Annotated in this window: 22 protein-coding genes and 4 pseudogenes; 6 read left to right on the top strand and 20 right to left on the bottom strand. The window is 44.5% G+C overall.

From position 1 onward, the window contains the following. Positions 1 to 11: 11 nt before the first annotated feature. The 8 genes and pseudogenes from pqqE to QUA74_RS22845 all read right to left on the bottom strand — a co-directional run bounded on the left by pqqE (position 12) and on the right by QUA74_RS22845 (position 5,940). Positions 12 to 1,118 (bottom strand): pyrroloquinoline quinone biosynthesis protein PqqE, encoded by a 1,107-nt coding sequence (pqqE, locus tag QUA74_RS22815; RefSeq protein WP_333333757.1) that lies wholly within the window; start codon positions 1,116 to 1,118, stop codon positions 12 to 14. Then, positions 1,111 to 1,374, bottom strand: coding sequence for a pyrroloquinoline quinone biosynthesis peptide chaperone PqqD (gene pqqD / locus QUA74_RS22820; protein ID WP_333058621.1), 264 nt, complete (start codon positions 1,372 to 1,374; stop codon positions 1,111 to 1,113). The genes pqqE and pqqD overlap by 8 nt, the downstream gene beginning before the upstream one ends. A gap of 126 nt (positions 1,375 to 1,500) precedes the next feature. Beyond that, positions 1,501 to 2,259, bottom strand: coding sequence for a pyrroloquinoline-quinone synthase PqqC (gene pqqC / locus QUA74_RS22825; RefSeq protein ID WP_333333759.1), 759 nt, complete (start codon positions 2,257 to 2,259; stop codon positions 1,501 to 1,503). Positions 2,260 to 2,418: 159 nt separating this feature from the next. Further along, the gene (gene pqqB, locus QUA74_RS22830; RefSeq protein WP_333333760.1) at positions 2,419 to 3,321 is read right to left on the bottom strand and encodes a pyrroloquinoline quinone biosynthesis protein PqqB; all 903 of its coding nucleotides are present in this window, start codon (positions 3,319 to 3,321) and stop codon (positions 2,419 to 2,421) included. Between the two features lie 420 nt (positions 3,322 to 3,741). Next, positions 3,742 to 4,983, bottom strand: coding sequence for a PQQ-dependent sugar dehydrogenase (locus QUA74_RS22835; protein ID WP_333333761.1), 1,242 nt, complete (start codon positions 4,981 to 4,983; stop codon positions 3,742 to 3,744). A 15-nt stretch (positions 4,984 to 4,998) separates the two neighbouring features. Continuing rightward, a complete protein-coding gene (gene pqqA / locus QUA74_RS29940) occupies positions 4,999 to 5,163 on the bottom strand; it encodes a pyrroloquinoline quinone precursor peptide PqqA (RefSeq protein ID WP_445302165.1) in 165 nt (54 codons plus the stop codon). Positions 5,164 to 5,325: 162 nt separating this feature from the next. Then, positions 5,326 to 5,620, bottom strand: a pseudogene (locus QUA74_RS29945) (IS66 family transposase); the annotation flags it as partial. 5 nt (positions 5,621 to 5,625) lie between these two features. Next, entirely contained in the window at positions 5,626 to 5,940 is a 315-nt protein-coding gene (locus tag QUA74_RS22845; RefSeq protein ID WP_333333765.1) for a DUF6444 domain-containing protein, read from the bottom strand. Positions 5,941 to 6,075: 135 nt separating this feature from the next. Here QUA74_RS22845 and QUA74_RS22850 point away from each other — a divergent pair. Next, positions 6,076 to 6,372 (top strand): annotated as a pseudogene (locus QUA74_RS22850) (transposase). A 244-nt stretch (positions 6,373 to 6,616) separates the two neighbouring features. Here QUA74_RS22850 and QUA74_RS22855 read toward each other — a convergent pair. Then, positions 6,617 to 8,575 (bottom strand): annotated as a pseudogene (locus tag QUA74_RS22855) (bifunctional 3'-5' exonuclease/DNA polymerase). Between the two features lie 291 nt (positions 8,576 to 8,866). Between QUA74_RS22855 and QUA74_RS22860 the strand changes: the two are divergent. Further along, positions 8,867 to 9,007, top strand: coding sequence for a hypothetical protein (locus QUA74_RS22860; protein ID WP_333333767.1), 141 nt, complete (start codon positions 8,867 to 8,869; stop codon positions 9,005 to 9,007). After that, the gene (locus QUA74_RS22865) at positions 9,004 to 9,357 is read left to right on the top strand and encodes a hypothetical protein (protein WP_333333769.1); all 354 of its coding nucleotides are present in this window, start codon (positions 9,004 to 9,006) and stop codon (positions 9,355 to 9,357) included. Before QUA74_RS22860 ends, QUA74_RS22865 begins: the two co-directional genes overlap by 4 nt. A 33-nt stretch (positions 9,358 to 9,390) precedes the next feature. Here QUA74_RS22865 and QUA74_RS22870 read toward each other — a convergent pair whose 3' ends face one another. From QUA74_RS22870 to QUA74_RS22915, 11 genes are all read right to left on the bottom strand, one after another. Beyond that, positions 9,391 to 10,893 (bottom strand): WD40 domain-containing protein, encoded by a 1,503-nt coding sequence (locus QUA74_RS22870; protein WP_333333788.1) that lies wholly within the window; start codon positions 10,891 to 10,893, stop codon positions 9,391 to 9,393. 4 nt (positions 10,894 to 10,897) lie between these two features. Continuing rightward, on the bottom strand, positions 10,898 to 11,482 hold the full coding sequence (locus tag QUA74_RS22875) for an IS630 family transposase (RefSeq protein ID WP_333333790.1): 585 nt from the start codon (positions 11,480 to 11,482) through the stop codon (positions 10,898 to 10,900). Continuing rightward, positions 11,467 to 11,967: a helix-turn-helix domain-containing protein gene (locus tag QUA74_RS22880; RefSeq protein ID WP_333333771.1), complete on the bottom strand. Its 501-nt coding sequence runs from the start codon at positions 11,965 to 11,967 to the stop codon at positions 11,467 to 11,469. Before QUA74_RS22880 ends, QUA74_RS22875 begins: the two co-directional genes overlap by 16 nt. Before the next feature lie 22 nt (positions 11,968 to 11,989). Beyond that, positions 11,990 to 12,253: a WD40 repeat domain-containing protein gene (locus QUA74_RS29950; RefSeq protein WP_445302166.1), complete on the bottom strand. Its 264-nt coding sequence runs from the start codon at positions 12,251 to 12,253 to the stop codon at positions 11,990 to 11,992. 426 nt (positions 12,254 to 12,679) lie between these two features. Then, a complete protein-coding gene (locus QUA74_RS22885; protein WP_333333772.1) occupies positions 12,680 to 13,729 on the bottom strand; it encodes a pentapeptide repeat-containing protein in 1,050 nt (349 codons plus the stop codon). Positions 13,730 to 13,744: 15 nt separating this feature from the next. Continuing rightward, entirely contained in the window at positions 13,745 to 15,382 is a 1,638-nt protein-coding gene (locus tag QUA74_RS22890; RefSeq protein ID WP_333333774.1) for a mechanosensitive ion channel family protein, read from the bottom strand. A gap of 421 nt (positions 15,383 to 15,803) precedes the next feature. After that, positions 15,804 to 16,496 (bottom strand): mechanosensitive ion channel family protein, encoded by a 693-nt coding sequence (locus tag QUA74_RS22895; RefSeq protein ID WP_333333776.1) that lies wholly within the window; start codon positions 16,494 to 16,496, stop codon positions 15,804 to 15,806. 34 nt (positions 16,497 to 16,530) lie between these two features. Beyond that, on the bottom strand, positions 16,531 to 16,884 hold the full coding sequence (locus tag QUA74_RS22900; RefSeq protein ID WP_333333778.1) for a slr1659 superfamily regulator: 354 nt from the start codon (positions 16,882 to 16,884) through the stop codon (positions 16,531 to 16,533). A 55-nt stretch (positions 16,885 to 16,939) separates the two neighbouring features. Further along, positions 16,940 to 17,530: a DUF6272 family protein gene (locus tag QUA74_RS22905; RefSeq protein ID WP_333333780.1), complete on the bottom strand. Its 591-nt coding sequence runs from the start codon at positions 17,528 to 17,530 to the stop codon at positions 16,940 to 16,942. A gap of 113 nt (positions 17,531 to 17,643) precedes the next feature. Further along, the gene (locus QUA74_RS22910; protein WP_333333782.1) at positions 17,644 to 19,839 is read right to left on the bottom strand and encodes a SpoIIE family protein phosphatase; all 2,196 of its coding nucleotides are present in this window, start codon (positions 19,837 to 19,839) and stop codon (positions 17,644 to 17,646) included. Positions 19,840 to 19,899: 60 nt separating this feature from the next. After that, on the bottom strand, positions 19,900 to 20,103 hold the full coding sequence (locus QUA74_RS22915; protein WP_333333784.1) for a hypothetical protein: 204 nt from the start codon (positions 20,101 to 20,103) through the stop codon (positions 19,900 to 19,902). A 120-nt stretch (positions 20,104 to 20,223) separates the two neighbouring features. On the opposite strand from QUA74_RS22915, the pseudogene QUA74_RS29955 reads away from it, so the two are divergent. The 3 genes and pseudogenes from QUA74_RS29955 to QUA74_RS22925 form a co-directional block, all read left to right on the top strand. Continuing rightward, a pseudogene (locus QUA74_RS29955) lies at positions 20,224 to 20,361 on the top strand (tyrosine-type recombinase/integrase); the annotation flags it as partial. A 192-nt stretch (positions 20,362 to 20,553) separates the two neighbouring features. Further along, the gene (locus QUA74_RS22920) at positions 20,554 to 20,634 is read left to right on the top strand and encodes a tetratricopeptide repeat protein (protein WP_445302167.1); all 81 of its coding nucleotides are present in this window, start codon (positions 20,554 to 20,556) and stop codon (positions 20,632 to 20,634) included. Positions 20,635 to 20,644: 10 nt separating this feature from the next. After that, the coding region (locus QUA74_RS22925; protein WP_333333786.1) for an AAA family ATPase at positions 20,645 to 25,748 on the top strand (5,104 nt) is incomplete at its 3' end.

Here is a 25,748-nt window from a genome sequence, read left to right on the forward strand (position 1 = left end):
ATTGTCCCTTTTTAATTAAATCCTTTTGTTCCTGCCGATCGATCGCGGTAGACAAAATCTTCTTTGTGCACGGACAATCTATCTAACACCGATCGAATTTGAGAGTGTTGCGGTGAAAGATGGCAAACAGGATCGGTAGCCCGTGCATCTTGGGTTAACAGAAATGCTTGACAGCGACAACCACCCCAATCCAAGGTTTTACGATCGCAACTCTGACAAGGTTCCGGCATCCAATTCGTGCCGCGAAATCGATTCATTCCCGCAGACTCAAACCAAATCCAATCAAGCGCGCGATCGCGAATATTGCCAAACTCAATATCGGGAATTGCCATTGCCGCTTGGCACGGTAAACCGTCGCCATTGGGAGTAATAATTAACGTCCGATTCCCCCAACCGCCCATGCAAGGTTTGGGATATTGAGCGTAGTAATCTGGAATAACATAGAGAATTCCCATCGGAATTTTGCGCCTTTGTTGAGCTGCTTTCACCACTTGTTCCGCGCGGGCTAACTGTTCGCGAGTCGGCAATAAAGCATCCCGATTGTGCAGCGCCCAACCGTAGTATTGAGTGTTTGCTAATTCAACGCGATCGGCTTGCAACATCTCGGCCAGCGATAGCATTTCCTCAAGGCGATCCAGATTCTGACGGTGTAAAACAAAGTTCAATGTTAGCGGCAAACCTAACTCTTTTACCAGTTGAGACGCAGCGATTTTTTGGTCGAACGATCGCGCTCCGGCAATGCGATCGGACTGCGCCGGGAGGCTATCTTGAATGCTAATTTGAACGTGATCTAAACCCATTTTTTTTAAATTTGCAGCCCGTTCTTTTGTGAGTAAAGTTCCGGCCGTAACTAATGTCGTGTAAAGTCCTAACTCGGCCGCGGTTTCGACCAATATTTCTAAGTCTTTGCGCAGCAAAGGTTCTCCACCAGTCAGCCCCAACTGCAAAATACCCAACTTTCGAGCTTGCCGGATTACTCGCAACCAATCCTCTGTCAGGAGTTCTTGCTGGTAAGAATTATCGCTCCAATTTATCGGATTCGAGCAGTAGGGACAGCGCAAAGGACAGCGATAGGTTAACTCTGCAACCAAACTAAAAGGTAGCGCAATTTCATTCATTTAAAAAACCTCGCTGCGAAATTTGAGCGATTAGTTGGCGGACATCTGCTTCTACATTGGGGCTAGCAAACTGCGCGGATAATTCTGCAATAATCTCGTCGGTCGTATGGTGGCGATCGCACAGTTTTAAAATTGCCCAAGCCGTTTTATTCAGTTTGACTGCGCCTTCGGGAAACAAGAGAAAATGCTGTTGCCTGATCTCATCCCAAAACAGCCGCACTCCACAAGCAAGATAGGGATAACTGTTACCATTCATTAGTTTTCAAGATAGTTGACAGTTGATAGTTGACAGTTGACAGTTGATAGTTGACAGTTAGTAATTGTCCCAATCTCCCACTCCCCCAATCTAAAATCTAAAATCTTCCCCTCTCCCCCTCTCCCCTCATGTTTCTGAGGGACGAGTGTCTCCTCGTTCGATTGCTTCAAGCTGGCTCCACAATAGATCGCATTTGAAAATTAATGCCCGAACAGCTTTCTGTTGCATCTCAACAGTCTGACAGTTTTGCACCACTAATTTCAGTGCGTAGCGAGCATCTTGAGGGGCTTGATGCAATCGCACTCGGAAATAATCAAATCCACTCGGATCGATCCATGAATAGTATTTTTCCAACGCAACCAATCGATCGCGAATTGCATCAGGCCCAAACAACTCTGTCAGCGAAGATGCGATCGCTTCAATCCAAGGTTTAGTCTTGCAGAAATTGACATAAGCATCGACAGCATATCGCACTCCGGGCAAAACATTTCCATCGTCCAACAGTCGATCGCGCGACAGTCCCACCGCTTCACCCAATCGCAACCATGCTTCAATTCCTCCTGCTTCCGCACCCCTACCGTCGCGATCGATATTCCGGCCGTCATGGTCGATAATGCGTTGAATCCACTCGCGCCGCACTTCTCGATCGGAACAATTCGATAAAATTGCAGCATCTTTAAGCGGAATATTGCGTTGATAATAAAAGCGATTAATTACCCAGCGCCGAACTTCTTCTGGAGTTAATTCTCCTGCATTCATGCGTTGGTGAAACGGGTGCAGGTGGTGGTAGCGGTGGTGTTGCTGGCGCAGCAAATTCTCGAATTCGATCGGTGACAATAATTCTTGGATGGTTCGATCGGATCTAGTTTGTGATGAATTTATCATTGCATATTTTCAGGATTGCTATATCTCGCGTCCGCTCGCTCGGTTTAATAAAAAAGGCTTGCATTACGGAAAATCATTTGTGAAGTTCTTACTCCCTCAGAGCGAGTTTAGGGGACTGGGGTGGGGTAAAAAATTTATGAATCATTTATGATTGCCATATCACAAATCAAACATTAATCCATCACAACCAATTTCAACCTCTTGACTTTCAACTGCTTGTCGCTCAGAAGAATTTGGAATTAGAATTGGATTGGTATTGTTGATATGAACTAGAATTTTGCGCGGCCCAGTTAGTCCTTCAAGCTGCCGCAAACTGCCTCGCTCTCCCGATAAAGGTAAATGTCCCATTTGCAGTGCCGATCGCGCTCCAACACCTAAGGCTGGAAGTTCGTCATCAGTCCAAAACGTGCCGTCGATCGCGATGCAATCGCTGGCATTTAAACGGCGCTGCACTGTCTCGTCGATCGCCGCCAATCCTGGTGCATAAGTTAGAGTTTTACCAGTGCTGAGATCGCGAATTGTCAATCCTACGCCCCAAACTTCATCCGGCGATCGATCTTCGTTCTGCATATATTTCGGCGGTTTTGTCGAAAGTGCAAAAGCCTCGACTTCCAGATCGGATGCCAGCGAGATGGCAGCATCTAGAGGCGACCAATCAACACCGCAATAATTTTGCAGTGTCGAAAATAATGGATAGCCGGTTGTCAGGGCGAATTTGACTCGATCGGAACTGTAAATTTTTAAAGGATGCGATGATTCCCGCAACAGCATCAACCCAGTCGTATGGTCGATTTCAGCATCCGTTAAAATGATGCCAGCAAAAGGCAGCGAGCGCCAGTTGTGCGGAGCAAAACAGTTGTGCGCTCTCATTAGTTCAATTTGCTGGCGCACGTCCGGCGAAGCATTAATTAAAAACCAATCCCCGCCGTTCGATCGAATCGCGATCGATGATTGAGTGAGCGCTGTTGCCCGACCCGATCGACTCGCTTCACAGCCCCGACAATGACAGTTCCATTGGGGAAATCCCCCGCCCGCCGCTACTCCCAAAATTCTCACGATCATCTATCAAAATCCGTTAAAAATAAGAATTCAGAATTCAGAAGTCAGAAGCCAGAATCAAGAAGAATTCAGAAGCCAGAATCAAGAAGAATTCAGAAGTCAGAATCAAGAAGAATTCAGAAGTCAGAATCAAGAAGAATTCAGAAGTCAGAATGCATTAGTAAAAAATTTAGACCTGCCAATAATTGTAGACCACCAGTTTTCAATTTGGTCGGAACTTACGCACCAGCTCTATATGTAGGGTGCTTGTGGCGCACCTTACCGCTACTAATAGTTTGTCAAACTCCTTGAGGCGTAAATCCTGTTAGTGTGGAACGCGGAACCGATTTATTCATGCGCCCCTGTTACAGAATTTAATTCTGAATTCTGACTCCTAAATTCATTCTGACTTTTGACTCCTGAATTCTGTTTGATTAATCGACCTCAGTTATTAGTCGGTTCCAGCCGAATCAATTTACCGTTCGACTCATCTGTGAGAACGTACAGCAACCCATCTGGACTTTGCCGCACATCCCGCACCCGCTGCCCGATGCTAATTTCTTCCTGGCGGAGGACATTTCCTGCTGCATCGAGCTCGATCCGCCGCACGTCTTGAGAAACTAAGCCCCCGGCAAACAGATTGCCCCTCCAAGCAGGAAAACGATCGCTAGTATAAAATGCCAGTCCAGAAGGAGCCGTTGCCGGAGTCCAAACGACTTTTGGATCTACCATGCCGGGGCGCGATCGCTCCTGTGAAATCTCACCGCCTGCATACTCCTGACTGTGGGTGACGAGCGGCCATCCATAGTTTTTGCCCGCTTCAGCTAGATTCAATTCATCGCCGCCGCGCGCGCCGTGTTCCGTTACCCAAACTCGTTTTGTTCCCGGATCGAAGGCTATCCCTTGAATATTGCGGTGTCCGTAACTCCAAATAGCCGGATCTGCATTGGCATTTGTTGCGAAGGGATTATCGCGAGGAATTGAACCATCATCGTTTAACCGCATTATTTTGCCCAGACGGCTGCCTAAATTCTGTGCTTGCTTCCGAATCAGAGCGCCTTCTAGCTGCACCGGTGGATTTCCGCCATCTCCGATCGCGACTAACATGGTGCCATCCGGCAGCCACAGGATGCGCGAGCCAAAATGTTGCGTACCCGACTTGACTTGAGACACCTCGAAGATGACGCGCAAATCCTGCAAAGCTTTGCCGTCAAATCTCGCTCTGGCAATGCGAGTCCGATTCGCATCGGGGGTGCCCGAGGCGTAAGTCAGATACACAAATCGATTTTCGGCAAATCGAGGGTGAATGGAAACATCCATCAATCCACCTTGGCCTGATGACATCACGGAGGGCACGCCCGCGATCGGAGTTGGTTCCAACACCCCATTTTTCAGCAACCGCAGTCGCCCTGCTTTTTCCGAAATCAACATACTGCCATCGGGCAGCCATGCCATGCCCCAGGGGCGTTCTAACCCTTCCGCGACCGTCGCTTGCTTGAACCCCCGAGCCGTGCTGCTTGGAGATACTGCTTGAAGGGGCGATGCTTCAGCAGTAGGGGCAGCAGTAGGGGCAACATTAGGGGCAACAGCAGCCGTATTTGGGGGAGCGGCAGAACAAGCTGCGATCGTGATTGCAGCACTTGCCAGCCCAATCCTCCGAATTGAGTGTTTTATCAACAAAAGCATGATAGTTATTTCTTGCTATTGCTGGTTGTAGATGTAGGCGGTGACTTCCAAACACAAATCGAATTCTTCGAGCTCTGGTTTTTCCCAATCTTCAGAAGTGCGGAGCGGCTGCCGAGATTCAGGGCGATCGTCGCTAGCTGAATTTTGCTGTGAGGTTTGAGATTGGTTTTGCGTTGCCATGAAAATTCTCCTAAAACTTAAAGCTGTGTTCGGAGCGTGCTTGATGCTGTTGCAATTTCCATTTATAGCGCAAAATTTAAAAAGCGATCGGCCTATCGGAGGGATGAATCCGCGATCGAGAACAGTCGATCCTTTGTCTTTCGCTCCCGACTCATGGGCGATAAAAGCTTCATCTATTAAGGACAGAAATATTTGAGCGACTGCTGCATTATTGTTGCCAGGAAGTCCCAGCACTTTCTTGAAATGCCGTCGTAAGTGAGCCAGACACTTCTGTTGGGCTGCAACTTTCCCAACATTATAAACGCTGAAATCATCTGAGCTTAAGACTCCTGCAAGTTCTGTACCCAGCATGGTTTCTACTTCCACACGTCACAAAAGTATCTGCCGCATAAAACAAACAGAATCCTTCTCCACTAGCCGTCCATAGCCATTCTTTAACCCCTGAGACAGAGGTGGGGTGAGCTAATTTCGGTTCTGTCTACTCGTCCAAACCCTTTGCGGGTTCTCCCCGTCAAGACCTGGTTGTCCGCCTGGTTTCTTTTTTTGGTCTGCTTCTGGTTTAACTGTTGGTTTATCTGGTTTTTGGATCGGAGCCGTTGATGGGGGTTTCGATGAAGTCTGACTGGTGGTTCGACTTTTGCCCGTAGCAATAGCTAGTTTTTCTTGTAATTCTTCAATGATTTTTTGCAACCCCAGTACCATTTCCACTCCTTCAGCTTGGCTCAACTGCTCGATTTGGGCTTTTTCTTTCTGTCTGGTGGCTAGGGGCTTTTTCATTCGTTTATTTTACCAGATGCCGCCACTGAAGTTTTTTTTGACCTGAATCCTTACACAGGATATTATCCCGAGTCCGTTCAGGCCGATCGCATTTACCGTACAAGAGAAAACCGAGCATGGTGTAAAGAAAGAGGCATTAGAATTAGTGGGCCACCTCTAGGAAAACCCCAGCAAATGTGAGTAAAGCAAAAAAGAAGCAAGCCGCATATGATGAAAGAATTAGAAATGCGATTGAGGGCAAATTTGGGGCAAGGAAAACGAAGATTCGGTCTGAATCGAGTGATGGCTAAACTCGATAATACATCGGGTACAGTTATTGCAATTACTTTTTTGGTAATGAACCGATGCTTCCTGGTGGTGCCGGGTTTTTTGTATGTTTTTATGTCTATTTGGAAAAAGAACGTCTGTTTTTCGGTTGAAGATAATATATAATTATCATTGGGTGACTCGATACAGAAAAGACTTATTTTTAACTGAGCTTTCAGATATCGTGAGCTCCTACTCTTGGGAAAGCGATCAATTATTCAGCAAACCCTATTTCTGGATCGAGTAGGAGTCGGAAAAAAGGGAGTAGGGAGTGGCGAGAAGCGTGGTTCTTCATTACTTCTTTCCCCACTCCTCACTCCTCCACTCCCATCCCTTCTTCGGCTACTGCCCGCTGCTCAATCTTTCCCCACTAACCTCCCCAACTTTCCATCACCTTAATTTCTACCTCGCAAGGAATCGGAGAGAGGAACTTATTCCCAGCTCTCACCATACATTTTTTAAGCATTGCTTTAACGGGCTTTACTTCTTCGATAGGACACTCTATTAAAATTTCATCGTGAACGACACAAATCAGTTTACCACCAGTGCTGCTCAGAGGCAGAAAAAGTAGAGCAAGAGCGAGTTTAGTAATGTCAGCGCTCATCCCTTGAATTGGGTTATTTAGCATCTCATTAAGCAACGGTTTAGTATCTTTTGACCATAATCTCCTTCTGCCTAAGACTGTGCGACTTTCTCGGGTACCTCGGCTCCATGCGCTCCGAACTAGGACGTGAAATCGTTTGATACCTGTGTAGGATTCAAAAAACTTCTTGCGAAAGTGTGAAGCTTGTTGCAGCGTTAAAGTAACTCCATGCTCTGCTTGAGCCATATTCTTAAATTTCTGTGCTCCCATGCCATAAATTAAACCGAAGTTAATGATTTTGCCGAGCTGTCTGTCTTCGAGAGTAATTTCAGATAAAGGTTTTGCTAGCACCAAGGAAGCTGTGAGAGAGTGCAAATCTTCCCCTTGAGAGTATGCTTTTACCATCGTGCGATCGCCGGAAACCTTCGCCATGATCCGCAGTTAAATCTGGCTGTAATCGGCTTTGAGCAGGACGTAACCGGGTGCAGCTTTAAAACACTGTCGGGTTTCCTTATCTCTGGGGATATTCGTTAAATTTGGCTCTCGACAACTAAACCGTCCTGATCTAGCACCAATCTGAAACCAATTGGGATGAATGCGCCCTGTAATCGGGTGAATGCGTTCAGGTAAAACCAAAGCAAAAGTATCGATACGAGCCGATAAACTGCGATATTCTAACAGTGCTTGAATAACGGGATACTCGCTTTGCAAAGGAATTAAATGTTGAGAGTTAGTGGAAGTAACAGGAATCCCTTTCTCTTGCAAAGCCGCTAAGACTTGCTTGGGAGAGCGAGGATTAATTGTATCCGTAAATTCCGGCAGCAGAGAGATTTGTTGGTGAGGGTTAGGTCGATGAAGCTGCGAATTAATTTGTTTTAAAAGAGAGTCGCGTTGGTGGCAGAGCTTCACTCCCAAAACTCTCCACTGTTCTCTATCTAAAAGCATTCCGTTGAGTTCCATAGAAGCCACCGCAGGCAGACAAGCAAACTCTAGTAAAGCAGTTTTCCATAGCTTAGAAGCTTTCAGTTTTTGTTGCAGAGCAGCAGCCAGCGGGAGTAAAATTGCAGCATCGGTAGCAGCATATTGCAGTTGAGCGAGTGTTAAGTTTGCCGACCAATCGCTAACTTGCTGCGTTTTGTCTAGCTTTACTTTCAACAAATTCTCAGTGACAGCATCTAGGGACAAATGGCGTTTTAGTCCTGCCGTCAGCACTCGGTAAGCCAAATAGGTATCGAAAAAGGGTTTGGATGGTTCCAGTCCGGCAAAAGTGAGCATTTGCCATTCAAATTTGAGGTTGTGACTTACCTTGAGTGCAGGACTGGCTAGAAGCAAGCGTAATGGTTCGAGGGAACTCGGTTCAATTGCCCATAAATCTACAATGATTACTGGATGATCAGGAATGGCAAGTTGTAACAATCTAATTTTGGCTTGGTAGGGGTCAAGCCCTGTTGTTTCGCAGTCTATACCGATAATTTTTGCTTGTTGGAATGGTTGAAGGGCTGTTTCAAGATTGAAAGCAGTATCGATCTGTTGGTAAGGAGTTTTAAGTGTAGCTGGCAACTGAGGTTTTGGATTTTTATCGGTCAAAATAGTTGGAATAGCTGTTAATATTTCAGGCTTAAGGGGCGGATTAGCTCTCATCATTACTTCCGTTTCCAAAGGAGAGTAAAAGGAGCCCGGGCTGTCAATACCTGTCCGGTGTTTTGAGTAAAGCTTGAGGATGTCTTGTGGAATTAGCGGTTTCATTGCACGATCGCCAAAAATTTTCAGCGCTGCGATCGCGATCGCGGTTTAAAAAATAAACTCGATCGAGTTAAAGCAGCGCAATCTTGACCAAATAATGAGTAATGTTGGTAAAACTGTCAGCTTATTTGGACTAGGATGTGTTTGTGAAAACCCATTAGAATGGGTGGATTGGGAGATAGAAAGTGCATCATTTTATTTGATAGAATATTTAGCATATGACAGTAATTTACCGATTTGTGGATAAATATAACTAAATTTATTCTACAATGATACTTATCAAGCATCAATTGGATGTTCCTAAATCCAGTAGAAAATGTTGTATTGTTCGGCAAGCAATTGCTTTTGAGGCAAGCACAGTCGATGGAAATTCAAGATCCGATGATTCGAGATCGAGTTGCTCAGATCGTTCAACGGCTATTAGGAGAGTTATGAGAGATTGGAATGCTTTAAAGTCACGCTATTTGCGAGACGAACTGCCGGTTCGTCTGGGAAATTTAGCATCAAATTTAGCGCGAATCAAATCCCGCTGTCAAAATACAGCTCATGGCGAAATAATTAAAGATTTACTGCAAGAAAGCAAGCTGTTTATTGAATGGACTGCTGCCGATACAGAGATAGAAGTAGCTGCTGAGTTAGTTGAGTTGCAGGTTCAGTTAGCTTGCTGGCAGTATTCTTGGGCTGAGATTCGATCGAACGTTCAGCAACGAATAAAAGTTAGCGAACAGGTAAAAATCTGGTCAGAAAAAGTGCTCAATATGTCGGGTTTGTTGGCTGCGAATTAGACAAGTGCGCGATCGCTCTTGATGCGCGATGTGCTATTTTCTCCAACAGTCTCCAGAGCTCAAATTCCACACTCGGATGGTTTGGTCAAGACTGCTGCTGAACAATGCAGTGTCATCAATGACAGAGGAAACAACATTTTGGTGTCCTTGCAGCGTTTGAATGCAATGTTCTGTGGCAATATCCCAAATCCGAATAGTTTGATCGAAGCTCGCACTAATAAGGTGCTGCCCGTTGGTCGCGAAACAAACGGCTGAAACCGCAGCCCGATGTCCCTGAAACGTTTTTAAGCATTGACCCGTCCGCACATCCCACAGCCGAACGAGCTGGTCACTGCCACCGCTGGCAACCCGAACGCTGTCCGGGTGAAGGGCAAGCGTAAAAATTCGCCCCTCGTGAGCCTGCCAACAGCAGAGACTGGAGCCTGTTTGTACGTTCCACCGCCTCATAGTCCCACTATAATCTCCGCTAATCAGAGATTGCCCATCAAAGCTAAAGAGAACAGACAGAATGGCACTGGCTGGTTCCTGAAATGTTTTGATGCACTCACCTGTCCGTACATCCCAAAGTTTGATTGTCCGATCGTAACTCCCGCTAGCGAGTAACTGTCCGTTGGGGCTGAAGACAACCCTCCAAACCCAGTTGGCATGACCTCGCAACGTTCTCAGGCAGTGTCCGGTTTGCCAATTCCAGAGTTTCACGCTGTAGTCAGCCCCACAGCTTGCCAGCAGGTTGTTCGCGTATTGATTTTCATCACTAGCGTCAGGATTTGGCAGCGGGGGAAACGCCGCACACCACACTCGGTTCCCATGCCCGCGCAGCGTCCCGAACACCTTTCCTGTCTCCAAACTCCAAAGTTTGACGGATTCATCTTCATGAGAAGTGGCAAGGGTGCAGCGATCGGGCGACAGTGACAGCGAGTAAATAGCATTGGTATATCCCTGGAATGTTTTGAGGCTCCGCCCCGTGTGGATGTCCCACAGCACGATCGCGCGATCATCCCCTCCGCTGGCTAAAGACTGGTCATGGAGTGCAAACGCGATGCTCAGCACTCGACTGGAGTGACCGAGGAAGGTTTTAGCACATTCGCCCGTTTGCAGGTTCCAAAGCTTAATTGTTTGGTCGCTACTGGCCGTCGCGAGCCATTGACTGTCCGAACTAAAGGCAAAATCGTTGATTAAGCCTGAATGTCCTTGCAGTGTCAGCCGACAGTCTCCGGTTCTGACATCCCAAATCTTAACTTCTGGGATGTAGCGCTCTCTCTCTTCGTCAAAATTGCTGCTCGCTAAGACGGTGCCATCGGGGCTAAACTTCAGCAGTCGTGCAAAGTGTTGATGCCCGCTGAAGGTTTGCTGGCACTCGCCAGTTTGAATATTCCATAAATGGATAATTGAAGCTGAAGTGCTCAATGCCAAAAAGTCCCCGTCAGGGCTGTAAGTCAGCGATCGCACCAGAAAATTGTGTCCCTGAAGCGCTTCAATATGCTGTAACAGTGATGCTGGATGCCAGATGCCGGAATCCTGACCTGCTAATACTATTTTCCTAAATTCCCGCTACAGATAAACCCTCTAATATGAATGGATATCCCGTCAAAGAAGCAATCACTTCGTTAGTCAGCTTTTTTAACTCTTTTCGTAGTGTCTCTCTCAATTCTTCTATGTGATCAAATCTTAACCATTTTAATTGTTCCTTGACATACCCCCATAACCTTTCTATTGGATTCACTTCCGGGCTATAGGCCGGCTGAAACAGTAAAATCACGTTTTCTGGTATACTTAGGTTCAATGAACTATGAAATCCTCCATTGTCTAGTTGAATTATATGCAAATCATCTGGATAAGCGGTGGCAAATAGCTCCAAAAACTTTTCAAAACACACTGTGTCTAGATGCGTAAATTCATAAAAGAATCCCTCTCCTGTTTGAGGTTCTACTACTCCGTACAACCACAGATATATAAAGTCCCATTGCACTGCTCCGTGAGGCTTAATACCAATGCCCGTTAATTTTCTTCTTTGAATTGTATGTAGCCCCATTCGACTTTCATCTTGACTCCAATACCGAACCTTTTTCCATTGATTTAGAAAGCTCTCACTCTGATTCAGGCTGGCTTTTACCAGGAATGGCAGTTTTTTTTAAATTCTTCTACTACCCCGGTTTTCCGTTTTTCACTCACAGGACGCGGCACCTTTAATTTTCCTTTTAGCCGATATCTTACCCACTGGTGTACTGTGCGATATGCCACTTTTACTTCACAGCAGCTTGTCAACCATTGATGTACGTCTTTGTAGCTACTGAATCCTTCAGGTTCCAGCAATTCTTTTGATAATCTCTCTACAGTTTCAGGGTTCATTATTCTTGGTCTTCCCGAACGAGGTTTCTGCAATAATAATTCTTCTATTCCCCCTTCTCTATAACTAGACAACCATCTTTGTACCGTGGTACGATGTTTCCCTAAGCGCACAGCAGCAGACAATACGGTTTCTACCGTTTGGGTTTTGAGCCCATACAGAACTTGCAGTTTTTCATGGCGGTGAGCGTTTTTCTCTCTCCTCAGAAGAGCTTTCAGTTCTTCTTCTGTTTCCCGGATATCAATTTTCACCACTCCTGACATTTTTCCTCCTTCTGTTTAGGTACTAACTTACAAAAATCACCTCTAGTAATTGTAGCACTACTTTAGGAAATTGGTATAATGTTATGCAACGACCGTCAAATTCCCTGGATGTTGAATTACCAAAACTCACTGCATTCAGCAGGTTTGGGGGTCCTTTGCGGGTTTGCAGGCATTCACCTGTTGCTAAATTCCATACCTTTACAGAATAATCATCGCTACCGCTGACTAATAATCGAGAATCGGGACTAAAAACTATCGACCACACCCAACTCTCATGCCCTCTCAGGGCTGGCGGGGCGACAAGTCGCTTATAACGCTGATAGAATAAGCCTCATAGCTCTTATTCCTTGTTGATAATTAGGTAGTTTATGTGAAGACAAAGACATTAATTCAACAACAACCTGCCAATTACTAAACATCGAATCGACCCATGATTCACCCCAAAGTCCAATATAAAAAGTGCTATTAGAACCCATTTATCCTCTGATAAAAATCTCTGAACTTTTTTTCTTCTACTTTCAAATTTAATGGGTATCGCTAGTTTTGTCGCTATGCTTTCCAATGTGACTTCTTTAATCGATTGCACTACTTGAATCAATAAAATTGTCAATAAGTAATTAGAACGTGTCAGCTTTTCTGACAAATGGGCATGATATAATTCTGGTATCATTTAATTGTTTTTGGGTAAGAAGCTTTCTTACCCTATCTTTTTTCATGCTATTTGTCTAGAGTGCCCTCCCTGTCTGCTCTTCAGGCGACCTGTCGCCCCGTCAGCTCTCAGGGTTACGAGTTGTTTGCCGCTGGCAACCTCCCAAACCTGAACCTCACAGCGAGAATCGCCGGTTGCTAGCAGCTTCCCATCCGCACTAAATGCCAGCGAGATCGCGCCCGAGAAGAGTTCGGCAAACACGGAGCGGCTCAAATCGGCTCCCGTAAAGTTCACGCCTGCTAGATTCACCGCTCGCAAGTCGGCTTGCCAAACGGTTAGCTGGGAAAAGTCGTAGCCCGCGAGATCTGTTTGTAAATAGCACAGCAAATTGAGCAGGTTTCCCGCCGCATAATTGGGCGGTAGCGTTGGTTTTTGCCGCAGTTGAGCCAGAATTTGTGTCAGGTAAAATTCTAGACTTTTTTGGTTGCCCAGTCGAGCGACAAGCTGGCTGACTATCGGCTGCAAAATCAAACGGATCTGGGTTTGCCTAACATAGTCTTTTGCCGTAGCCTCGATTAAGGTATGGCTTTTGAAGCAGGCTAATTCCTGTTGCGTAATTTCTCGACAGATTTGAGCTATCAACTTCTCGGTTAGGTATTCCATTACCACCGGTTGGAGAAACCACCCCCGATCCGATCGCTCCACCAGAGAACGCCTAACCAGTGAGGTGAGAATATTCAGCAGTTGGCGTGAGATTGGCTCGGACACTACTTTCCACTCTAGCTCTGTTAGGGAAGTAGGTTCCCGATTGATACAGAGCCAGTACAGGATGTGCTGTTCGGGTGGCGTGAGTCGTTCGTACTGGCGATCAAGTAAGTCGGTGATGTCGCCAAACTTCAATCCGCCTTGCTTCAAGTAGGGCACGAACAGATCGACATTGCCGCCAAACAATTCCCAAATAGCAGCCGCGACAATTTTGAGTGCCAGCGGGTTACCCGCGTAGCGACTGGTGACGGACTCCCAGACGGTTTCATCGCTAGCGGCACAGTCTCTATCCTGAAAAATTGCTTGTGCTGCGGTTAAAGTCAGCCCTTTTAGAGCGAACGATCGCACAGTTGAGCGAACGCTTTAGACCTTGATTACAGCTTTGGAGTTTTCTGGAGATTCAGCCTCTGTGGGGAGGCTGCGTTTGAGATACCGCATCACCTCTTCGTAAATTTGACTGCTAACGCGATCGCCCCGCCGACCATTTTCTAGTTTGATATCATCTATGAAAAAGTTGAGCTTGAACTCGACGTAAATACCCGATGGATCGTGATTCATTCCAGTCATTAAAATCTGGGGTTCCTGCCATTTGCGTCGGGGTTCTTTAAATCGTTCTCGTAACCACTGTTTCAATTCCATGACGTAATCATCTAAGCGAGTTTCGTCGCGCTGGGGATTTGATATTTTTTGGAAGAGGCGTTGGACTCGGCGCTTGAGCATATTGATCTTGAGTTCCCACTCGTCAGGAATCACAGATTCATCGTCATTCAGTAAATTGGGGTCGCGAATCCAGGCACGATACCACTTACGAACCAGTTTTATCAGCGTTTCATCCAAACGGGTTTCTTGAAATTCAAACACTGAGCGATTATTTTGAGTTGTGGTGATGACATTGAGTCCAATCAAACTCAGAACTTCTCGATATTCCTGCTGCACGTTGTCAATTTCATCCTGAGTCAAGCCGCCCTTTTCAGCAAACTGTAGAGTCACAGCTAAGGTTTCTAGCGCCTGCTCAATCTCTTCTAATTTGAGATTGACTTCACTTTCGGCTAACAGACGCAGCTTTCCCAATTTTTGTTGTTTTGCCAGGTTTTTATCGACTAGGGGATTGTAGTAGCAATCCATCAATTCTAGTTTTTTGTCAATATCGCCCAGGGTATCGGGATGAGCTAGGATGATGGCTTCCATCACTTGTTTGACATCATCCAGTTGATATTTTTGCAAAACTTCTATCTTAGTGGAATAGAAGTAATAGGCTGTCGGGCGGCTCAGATTTGTAATGTTTTGTCTCTGCAAAACGCTGTTGGGAATATACACATCACAGTAGTTTTCTAGCATATAAAGTTGGGTGACTCTAACACCAATCTTTCGCAGCATCCCAAGCGAGCCATCTTCTAGGCGCAAGACATCTCCAAACTGAAATGGCGTATCAATCAGCAGCACAATCCCGCTAAAGAAGTTGGCCAGAATGTCCTTAACGGCAAAACCGATGATAAAGGTCGCACCACCCAAAGTAACCCAGATGCCAGTGAGATCGACCCCAAACGATTTGAGAACCAGGACACTTGCAAACAGAACGATGACCACGGGAATCACCGCATCAAGCAGGGGCAACAGCACGTCATCCCACATTACCTCCGTCTGCTTGGTATAATCTTTCAGGTAATAGATGAAAACCTGAGTAAACAACTGGATAAACCAATAGCTGATGGTAACAATCAGAGAGGCGGTGAGAAATCGATCCAGTCCTTCAATCAGAGCGATATCAATTAAGCGATGGAAACTAAATTTAAGCGTAACGAGAACAAAAGCAATCAGCACTGGATACATTGAGACATTGAGCGTAACCAGAGCGATATCTCGCTCAAAATTGCGAAAAATCGAGCGCAATATGTGGAACGACACGAGATAAAGTAAGATTGTGGCGATCGCAGATATGGCTAATTCACTCAGGAGAAATATCCAAGAATTCACGCTAAACGGTAGGAAATTTTCTAGCATAGGAAGCAAGGGATGTAGTCAGTAATGTTAGCAACAGTCATTTTTATCTAGTTTTTAGCTAATGGGCTGCTGGGTAATATAGATTTGAAGGTGTCTCGTAATCTCTCGATAAATTTCACTGCAAGTTTCTAGGCGATCGGGGTTCAAGATTTGTTGAAGCAATCGTCTCACCCGTCGCTTCAAAAGCTCAATGCGATGCTCCCAAGTTTCGGGCAGGAGGTATTGATCTTCAGCAACCAATAAACCTCAGTGACTCGCAGCCCAATCGTAAGGATTCAGGTATCTGAAACGTAGTCACAGAAGGACTTGTAGAATTAAAGCCTTCGCTAAATCAACAGATTCATTCTCAATAGGTACGAAAATCAAAGCTTTCAGGGTTTCTTAATAAGAATGGATATTTGATAATTATTCGCTCAAATGGTTACACCGTATAGGTTTTACTGCTTTTTACATGACATGAATCCTTACGCCCAATCTTTTTTAGTACACCCAGATTACCACTTTCTAGCCGCAGCACATCCCCAAATTCAAAGGGGGTATCTACTAGCAGCGCCAAACCGCTAAAGAAATTTGCCAGGATATCCTTGGTTGCGAAGCCCACAATCAAGCTGGCTCCTCCTAACGTCACCCAGATACCAGTCAAGTTAACTCCAAAGGAACATTGCAAAATCAGAGCAATGCCACTCAGGAAAATCAGGATTGGAATCACGCCTTCCAGCAATGGGATCAGGACGTTATCCCACATAATTTCTGTCTGCTCAGCATACTCTTTGAGGTAGTAGATTACAACCAGGTTGAAAAACCGAAGCAACCAGTAGGTTGCTGTGACGATAATGCAGGCGATTAAGAAGCGATCGACCCCTTCGAGTCCCAGCTTCAGATTGTCAAACGTAACTTTCAAACTGATTAGAATAAAAACGCTCAAGGCGGGATAAGCAGAAACATTGAGCGTCACCAGAGCAATATCTCGCTCCAATTGACGAAATAGCGTCCGCATGGTGTAAAACAATAGCCCATACAGGATTGTGGCTCCAACAACTGTTAGTACCAGACTACGCAGCACCAGTAAGACTTGCTCAAGGTTGATAGAAAGGAACGGGAGAATGTACACCATCAGCTAGTTGTAAGTTATGCCTCTTAGCGATCGCTTATTCTATTTCCAACGTCAGTCCGGGCAACAATTTCTCTAGGTTTTTAAGAGATTTTCCTTGCCAAGGCATATCATTCGACCCCAAAACGACTAACTGAACTCCTTTGTATTTTCGCATACTGAGAACAAATTTAGACAACATACTAATGCCCGAACTATTTACAAATGCCAAGTTTCTCAAGTCAATCGTCATTGTGTTGGGTTCAGACTCAGCCACTTCATTCAGTAAGTGTGTAATAGGAGCGTACTCTGTAGGTCCACCAAGGCTAAGTTCACCTTTGAAGTAGACGATTACAGAGTCAGGATCGAATTGAACAATATAGTCTTCACCTTTAACTTCTTGAGTTGCCACTATCGGTTCTATCCTTTGTTAATAAGTTAATTTTGGTTCTGGAAAAAACTGGGAACTAGACTGGAACGAGTACCATTGTCGTGACAGCAATCATTTTAGGATCTTTTTGGACTATTTCAAATTTCCAGCCTAGCTTTGCTGAATAATCATTGAGCATCGTTAAAAAACCTAAACCTGATGCTACACTATTTTCGTCTTCTGCACTTTTTTCTATTTGTTGCACGTAGAGTTCTTGTGGATCGGAGGACAAAAGTTCCTGAATAAAACTCTGAAACTTATCAAGCCCTTCAGCACTCACACTATTTGTAGCGAAAACCACGGCGGTAACGTCATCTTCTTCAAGAAAGTAAATTCCAAATTTAATTTTGAATTTAGTTGCTTGATCATTAAATTTTAGGGCATTTTCCAACAGTTCATTTGCCACATAATTAACCGCTGCTTTACTTTCTTTAATTCGTCGTTGGTGGGCTGGATCTTCCTCATCTACCGGGAGAAAATTGGAAAAGTAATCAGCCATAAAATTAGCTGAGAGTCGATTACTACGCCAGCGCTTTTTAATTGGAAGTGAACTTGGAGTAAAAGTTAATTCCAACGAATCCTGCTCAGGGGGAAAGCTTTCGACGAAATCTCCGAAGATTTGAGGCATAGCTAGTTATATTTTAAATAACAAGTTTTCTAATTTTTAGGAAACTCAAGGTAATTATATCACAAATGTGTACTCACTTATCAGTTTATTATTTCGAGGTGTTGGCGATCGCTCTAAACCAATGCGACTGCTTGAGGGTGTAACTCTGTTTCTACACCTAATTCCGTCCGCTTCAAAACCAGCAGGGTAATATCATCAAACACTTTTTGAGTGCTAATATGTCGCCGCACATCGTCAATAACCGCTTGCTTGATTTCTTCCGCAGACAAATGCCAGTTTTTGCTAATGACTTTACACATGGGCTCAAGTCCATATTGTTTTTTCTTAATATCTTTTGCTTCGGGAATACCATCGGTATATAGCACTAAACCATCTCCTGGCTGTAGTTCAAGTGAAATGTGGCTGATGAACTCAGCAATGTCATCGTAAAGGGCGACGGGGAAGCCTAAATCCATTGTGTCGATACGTTCAATTTCTCCACCGTTTCGCACAATGATTGTTTCTTCATGTTGTCCGCTGATGCTGACCCATCCTTTTGAGTAGTTTAAAATCGCTAGGGTGAGACTTTTCTCGGAATTCATGCGCTGCACGTTTTTGTAAAGGGTGCGGTTGATCACATCCAGGAACCGAACCGGATCAGTTTCGCGGATCTCATTGAGGGTACGAACTGCTGTTTGCGCCATCAGCATCAAGATACCGCTTTCGAGTCCATGTCCAGTAACGTCACCGATGCCAAGAGTGACAACACCATCAGTGTTTAAGACCTCATAGTAGTCGCCTCCAACTTCATCAGCAGCAGCCATGTATCCGGCAATATCGAGTCCTTCAATTTCCAGTTCAGAAGCATTAGGCAGAATCATCTGCTGCATTTGACGCACGATATCCAATTCTGCGCCCATTCGCAGGTTTTCTTCTTTGAGTCTTTCGTTGAGGCCGATGATTTCTTCGTTAGCAGTTACAAGATCCGCAGTACGTTCTTTAACTTTATCTTCTAGGGTTTCAAAGGCTTCTTGGAGTTGCCCTGCCATGCTATTGAAGGACTGTTCTAGGGTTTCAATTTCTTCAATTTCAATCAAGTCTTTGGTATCGACTCGTTGGTCAAAGTTGCCATCAGCAAGTTTTTTAGATACTTGGGTCAATCTAAGAACAGGATTTACGATCGTTCGGGCGGTGAGGATACCAACAGCGAGCGCTAAACCCAGTGCCGCCAAACATAGCAAAATTGTATTGCGCGTATTGGCATTAATTTGTGCCATAAAGTCTTCTTCTGGAATAGTCACCACCACCAACCAGTCAATACCTTTATCATCTCGAAAAGGATCGACTTGGAGGAAATAATTTTTACCATCAACGGTAAATTCCAGTTGATGAGATGCTTGGATATTTTGAAAATCCTGAAACTGCTCTAGCAAAGCTTGACTCGCTTTTTGGGTGATGGCATTGCTACTATTGACAAGCTTGAGCCGTTCAATTCGTTGCTCTGGCAGTTGGACAACCTTGTCTGGGTAATATTGAAAGGGCTTTTCCCCTGTAGAGGTGGCAATCATTTCTCCAGAACGTTCCAGAATAAAACTTTGCCCAGTTTTACCGATTTTGAGTTTACTTAAAAAATCCCCAAACATTACCAGATTTAAGCTGGTCATCCACACTCCTTGGAAATCTCCAGTCTTAGTATATATGGGTTTGCCAGCCGCAATGTATAGGTATTTACCTGTAATGTGGGGATACAGTTTTGCCCAAACAGCTTGCTTTTGCTGGACTGGAATTTTATAGTAGGGGCGTTTGCGGGGGTCAAAGTTAGGTTTCCCGGCGTTGATAATTTCCCGGCGTTCCCCCTCTGGACTGGCGGTATAGGTCGTCAAAGTGTGGTTATTTTCTACCTCCGAAGCACGAATGACGATCGCGCCATCATCCTGCCGTTCACCAGCAAAAAACTCCTGATTGGGGGTAACAAAAGCTGCGGCAGCAACAAGGGGAAAGGCAGGGAGTTGTGCCCATAGAAACTTCTCTACGTCTCTCCCATTATTAAGATCGATGCGGCTTTGGCTCAGGGCTGCATCATAGTTTTCAAAGGATCGAAAGGGAATAGCAAGCAGAGAAGTTAGATTTTGGTTGATGCGATCGCTAGTCTCATTCCGCAACTGAGTAGCTACCTCATTTACTGCTTTTTGACCGTTTCTATAGGAAAGATAACCAACAACAGCCACTGCTCCAACTGTTTGGACAACAAATGGAATAATTAGCAGCACTTGTAGGGGAATTTTTCTGAAAATTCCAGGCGATAACGGTTTCCTTGATTTACCAAGCATAGTGACTTCTCCCGATGTTGAGGTCTAGCATAAGCTAATCATTAGGTCTAATGTCGCAACCTACCGTTCCGATGCGGCTTTGCCGTTTACTGGAGGCGAAGCCTTCGTGGAGCAGGAACGAGTGCGATCGCCCTCGCTGTAGGTTGGGTTGAGTCTGTCACGTCCTTGCTTATAAATCACTAGGTAATGTGAAACCAAACATGACTCGATTGGGCGCTCGCACAGGGTTGAGGTGGAGAAGCAGTGATGAGTGTCGGGTTTCATCCTTCAACCCCGCCTAATCTCCAGCATCTCCAGCACTTTAGGGATGGCAGTAATCACATTGGACTTGGCATCTAGCTTCAAAAGAATGGAAGGGGTGGCTGATTACGCGATCGATCGGTTCAGGAGAAGTGGGCTGGTTATTGTGCCAAGGCAGGCATAAGCTGTACCATCCATGAACACAGACACGCACACGCGACCGAACTGGTTAATGAAGGAGTCAATCTCAATAATATCCGCAAGGGTCTCGGCTATCCTTAGAGGAATATTAGAAAAAATACTAGCCTGGTGGCTGCGATACTAAGTTATTGGAGGGAGGAATTCAGTAGGGTGAGACAAGTCAATTTCAACAAGCCTTGAGTCTTGTCAACAGATATTGATTATCTACCGAGAGATTAAAATCTCTAAGGTGAGGGGGCAGCATGGGGTAATCTGCGAAATGTTTACGCTTCCCTGGGCAACTATGCCAAGGCGATTGAGTACCATCAGCAGTCGTTGACCATCGCCCGTAAGGTTCATAACTGCCAAATATAGAGAGCCAAACATGATTAGACTTCCTGGAATTAAAGTTTTAGCCCAAATTTACGAAAGTGCCAATTCCCTGGTCTATCGGGGAATTAGAGAACAAGATAACCAACCGCTGATTCTGAAAGTCCTCAAAGAAGACTATCCTACCCCTGCCGAACTGGTCCGTTACCAGCAGGAATATGAAATTACCCGTAGCTTTGAACTAGGGGGAGTTGTTAAGGCTTACGAGCTACGAAAACATAACAACACACTGGTAATGCTATTAGAGGATTTCGGTGGAGAATCCTTAGAGAGATTACTCGAAAAAAGACAGTTTACCTTATTAGAATTTCTCCAAATCGCCATTCAGATCGCTGAAACTCTGGGGAGAATTCATCAGTCAAACATTATCCATAAAGATATTAACCCGTCCAATATTGTTTTCAACTCTCAAACCGGAGAATTAAAAATTATTGACTTTGGCTTGTCCACAGTTTTGTCCAGGGAAAACACTACCTTAAAAAGCCCTAATGTTTTAGAAGGAACGTTAGCTTATATTTCTCCCGAACAAACAGGCAGGATGAATCGAGCGATCGATTACCACACTGACTTTTACTCGCTCGGAGTTACCTTTTATAAAATATTGGCAAACCAATTGCCTTTTGACGCTACCGATGCAATGGAGTTGGTTCATTGTCATATTGCTAGACAACCCGTTCCACCCCATAGAGTTAATCCCGAAATTCCTCTAGTCGTTTCAGAAATCGTGATGAAACTCATGGCGAAAACAGCCGAGGAACGATACCAAAGTGCTTTAGGCATTAGAGACGATTTGGCGCTCTGTCTGATGCAACTCGAAAATGGTGAGAAAATTGAAGATTTTGTTTTAGGCGAACAAGATATTTCTGATAGATTTCAAATCCCACAAACGCTCTATGGCAGGTCAAGCCAAATTGAAACGTTACTCGCAGCTTTTGAGCAGATAACTCATGGCATCAGCCAACTCATGCTCGTTGCTGGTTATTCCGGTATTGGTAAATCAGTATTAGTTCAAGAAATCTATAAACCAATTACTGAACGACGCGGTTATTACATTTCTGGTAAGTTTGACCAGTTTCAGCGAAATATTCCTTATAGTGCTATCGTCAGTGCATTTCGAGAATTAGTTCGACAACTGCTAACTGAAACATCCGAACAACTGCACCTATGGCGTGACAAACTCGTATCAGCATTAGGAGCAAACGGACAAATTATTATTGAGGTCATCCCCGAAATCGAACTGATTCTTGGCAAGCAACCAGCCGTCCTAGAGCTAGCAGCAACTGAGTCCCAAAATCGGTTTAACTTAGTCTTTCAAAACTTCATTCAGGTTTTTTGTCAACAAGAGCATCCCTTAGTTATCTTTCTAGATGACTTACAGTGGGCAGATGCCGCTACTCTGAGATTAATGCAGCTAATGATGACCGATGTAGATACGAACTATCTACTGCTGATTGGGGCATATCGAGATAATGAAGTCAGTGCAGCCCATCCCTTAAAAATTACCTTGTCAGACCTTCAAAAATCTGGAGTAACTGTAGATTCTATCTTGCTTTCGCCGTTAGATTTAACTTGTGTCAATCAGTTAATTACCGATACGCTTAAATGTGCCGCAGAAAGGGCAAAGCCATTAACCGAATTAGTGCTTGCCAAAACTCAGGGGAATCCGTTCTTCCTGAAAGAGTTTCTCCAGTCGCTTTATACAGAAAACCTATTAGATTTCGATTTTGTCAGTAGCAGTTGGCAGTGGAATTTAGATCAAATTCAAGCACGAGGTATTACTGATAATGTCGTTGAGTTGATGAATCAAAAAATTCAAAAGCTACCAGAACTGACGCAAGAAGTATTAAAAACGGCTGCTTGTATCGGTAACGAGTTTGATTTAAAAACTCTCTCAAGTGTAGGTAAAAAGCCGCAAAAAGAAACGGCAAACGAACTTTGGTCAGCCGTGCGAGAAGGTCTAATTGTTCCAGTGGGAGATGATTACAAATTTCTGCAAACAGACCGAAATCCGAATGAATTCAAGGTAGCTTACAGGTTTGTCCACGATCGCATCCAACAAGCCGCCTATTCTCTCATTCCCTCACACCGCAAGCAAGCAAGCCATCTGCAAATCGGTCAACTGCTGCTGAATAGTACCCCACCCCAGCAGCAAGAGGAAAAAATCTTTGATATTGTGAATCAATTGAATTTCGGCAGCAATCTGCTTGAAAACCAGCAGCAGCGAGATGAATTGGCAAAGTTAAACCTAATAGCTGGCAAGAAAGCAAAAGCCTCAGCCGCTTATCAACCCGCCCTTACCTACCTAACAGTCGGCTTGGGGTTGTTGAACTCCTCTGAGTCCTCCCTTAGCAAGGGCGGAAGTGAAGGCGGGTCAAGTTGGCAGACACAGTACGATATTACACTTGCTCTTTATGTAGAAGCCGCAGAAGCTGCCTATTTGTGCGGTCAATTCGATGAAATGGAGAGATTAGTTCCAATCGTGCTGCAACAGGGCAAAGCACTACTGGATAAGGTGAAAGTTTATGAAGTTAAAATCTCTGCTTATCTAATGCAGAACAAGCCATTAGAAGCAGTCCATACTGGACTAACAGTTCTGAAGCTGTTGGGAGTAAGTTTGCCTAAAAATCCCAGTAACTTAGATATTTTACTCGGTTTGATGGGGACAAAGTTAGCCTTGCGGGGGAAACGAATTGAGGACTTAATCAACTTACCCGAAATGACTGATCCGGATAAGTTGGCAGCAATTCGTATTCTATCGATTGTAAGTTCTGCTTCCTATATAGCTGCTCCCAACCTATTGCCGGTGGTTCTTTTTAAAGGTATCAATATATCGGTCAAATACGGTAATGCTTCCTTCTCATCAATAATGTATGCAGGTTATGGGTTGATTCTTTGCGGAGTATTAGGAGACATTGAATCCGGCTATAAATTTGGAAACCTAGCTTTAAGTCTATTAGAGCGGCTCAATGCTAAGAAAGTAAAAGCGAAAACAGTCTCTCTTGTTAATTTCTTTATCAGGCATTGGAAGGAGCATGGAAGGCAGACATTACAGCCTTTACTGCTCGCCTATTCGAGCGGACTAGAAACAGGAGATTTAGAATATGGGACATATTCCCTATTGTGGAACTCCTACAATTCTTATTGCGTGGGGCAGGAGTTAGCTGTTGTTGAGCGGGAGGCAGCCAAATACAGTGATACTATCCAAAAATTAAAGCAAGAGCGAAACTTTCATTACCTTAATCTAAATCGGCAGAAGGTTCTGAATTTGATGGGGCAATCGAAAAATCCCTGCCGTTTAATTGGTGATGTTTATGACGAATCGAAAAGACTGCCCCTTGATCTTGAGGCGAATGACCAAACAGTAGTTTTTCATACATATCTTGAAAAACTGACACTCTGTTACCTATTTGGAGAGTATGAGGAAGCGCTAGACAATGCGGCACTAGCGGAAAAATATATAGATAGTGCAGCAGGGATGTTGCCTACTACGTTATTTTACTTTTACGATTCGCTTGCAAGAGTTGCTGTGTATTCTTCCTCCTCAAAATTCCAGCAAGAACACCTATCTCGAAAGGTGCAATCTAACCAGAAAAAGTTTAAAAAATGGGCGCATCATGCCCCAATGAATCATTTACATAAATTTTATCTTGTAGAAGCAGAACGGCACCGAGTTCAAGGGTCAGAGGTTGTGGCAATGGACTATTACAAAAAAGCTATTGCTCTTGCTAAAGAACATGAATACATCAATGAAGAAGCACTGGCACACGAACTCGCCGCTAAGTTTTATCTCGCTTTAGATCAAGATAAAATCGCGCAAGTCTATATGCAAGATGCCCATTATTGCTATCTCCGCTGGGGGGCAACAGCTAAAGTTAACGATTTAGATACGCGCTATCCTCAGTTATTACAAAGAAAGCCCTCAAACAGGGGAACACTTAGCACAAAAATATCCACGCCGCCTACCACAACTGGCAGGAACACTTCTTCAGAGCTGGATTTGACCACAGTCATGAAAGCTTCACAAACCCTATCCGAGGAAATTGTGCTACATAAATTACTGGCGAAATTGATGCGGATTATTATTGAGAATGCGGGAGCGCAAGTTGGTTCTCTGATTTTAGAATCTCAGGAAAAATTGCTGATTGAAGCACAAGTATCTGTGGATTCAGAACAAGTCACTGTCTTACAGTCAATCAACATTGAAAATAGCGAACAACTGCCACTAGGTGTCATCCAATATGTTGCAAGAACTCAAGAGGATGTCGTTTTATCTGATGCTACTAACGAAGGAGTTTTTACTCGTGAACCCTATATTGTTAAAAAGCAGCCCAAGTCAGTCTTATGTATTCCTATTATTAATCAAGGCAAACTGATCGGTATTATCTATCTCGAAAATAATCTGACGGTGGGGGCATTTACCCCAGATAGATTGGAAGTTTTAAAAATTTTATGTTCACAAACAGCTATTTCGATTGAAAATGCCACACTCTATCAAAACTTAGAAGATAAAGTTAATGAAAGAACCGCTCAACTAGCTCAAGCTAACGGAGAAATTAGTACCCTGAATCGAAAACTCAAAGCCGAAAATGTCCGCATGAGTGCAGAACTCGATATAGTCAAACAACTGCAACAAATGGTGTTGCCCAAACAGTCAGAACTCGCAGCAATTGAAGGCTTAGAAATAGCTGGATTTATGGAACCAGCCGATGAAGTTGGCGGCGATTACTACGACGTATTGCAACAGGATGGTCAAGTCAAGATTAGCATTGGTGATGTCACGGGGCACGGTTTAGAAAGCGGCTTGTTGATGATTATGGCACAAACGGCAGTCAGGACGCTTCATAAAATGAACGAAACCGATCCAGTGAAGTTTTTGGATGTCCTCAACCAGACTCTTTATGACAATCTTCAGCGCATGGACTCCCCAAAAAATATGTCTCTAGCTATATTAGACTATGCCGGAGGCGTCCTGAAATTAAGCGGACAACATGAGGAAATGATTGTGGTACGTGCTGATGGAAAATTGGAGTGCGTAGACACGATGGATTTAGGCTTTCCCATTGGCTTAGTAGAAGAGATTGCCGACTTTATTACTCAAA

It is taken from the genome of Microcoleus sp. LAD1_D3 (assembly GCF_036702135.1).
In the GTDB taxonomy this organism is placed as follows: domain Bacteria; phylum Cyanobacteriota; class Cyanobacteriia; order Cyanobacteriales; family Microcoleaceae; genus Microcoleus.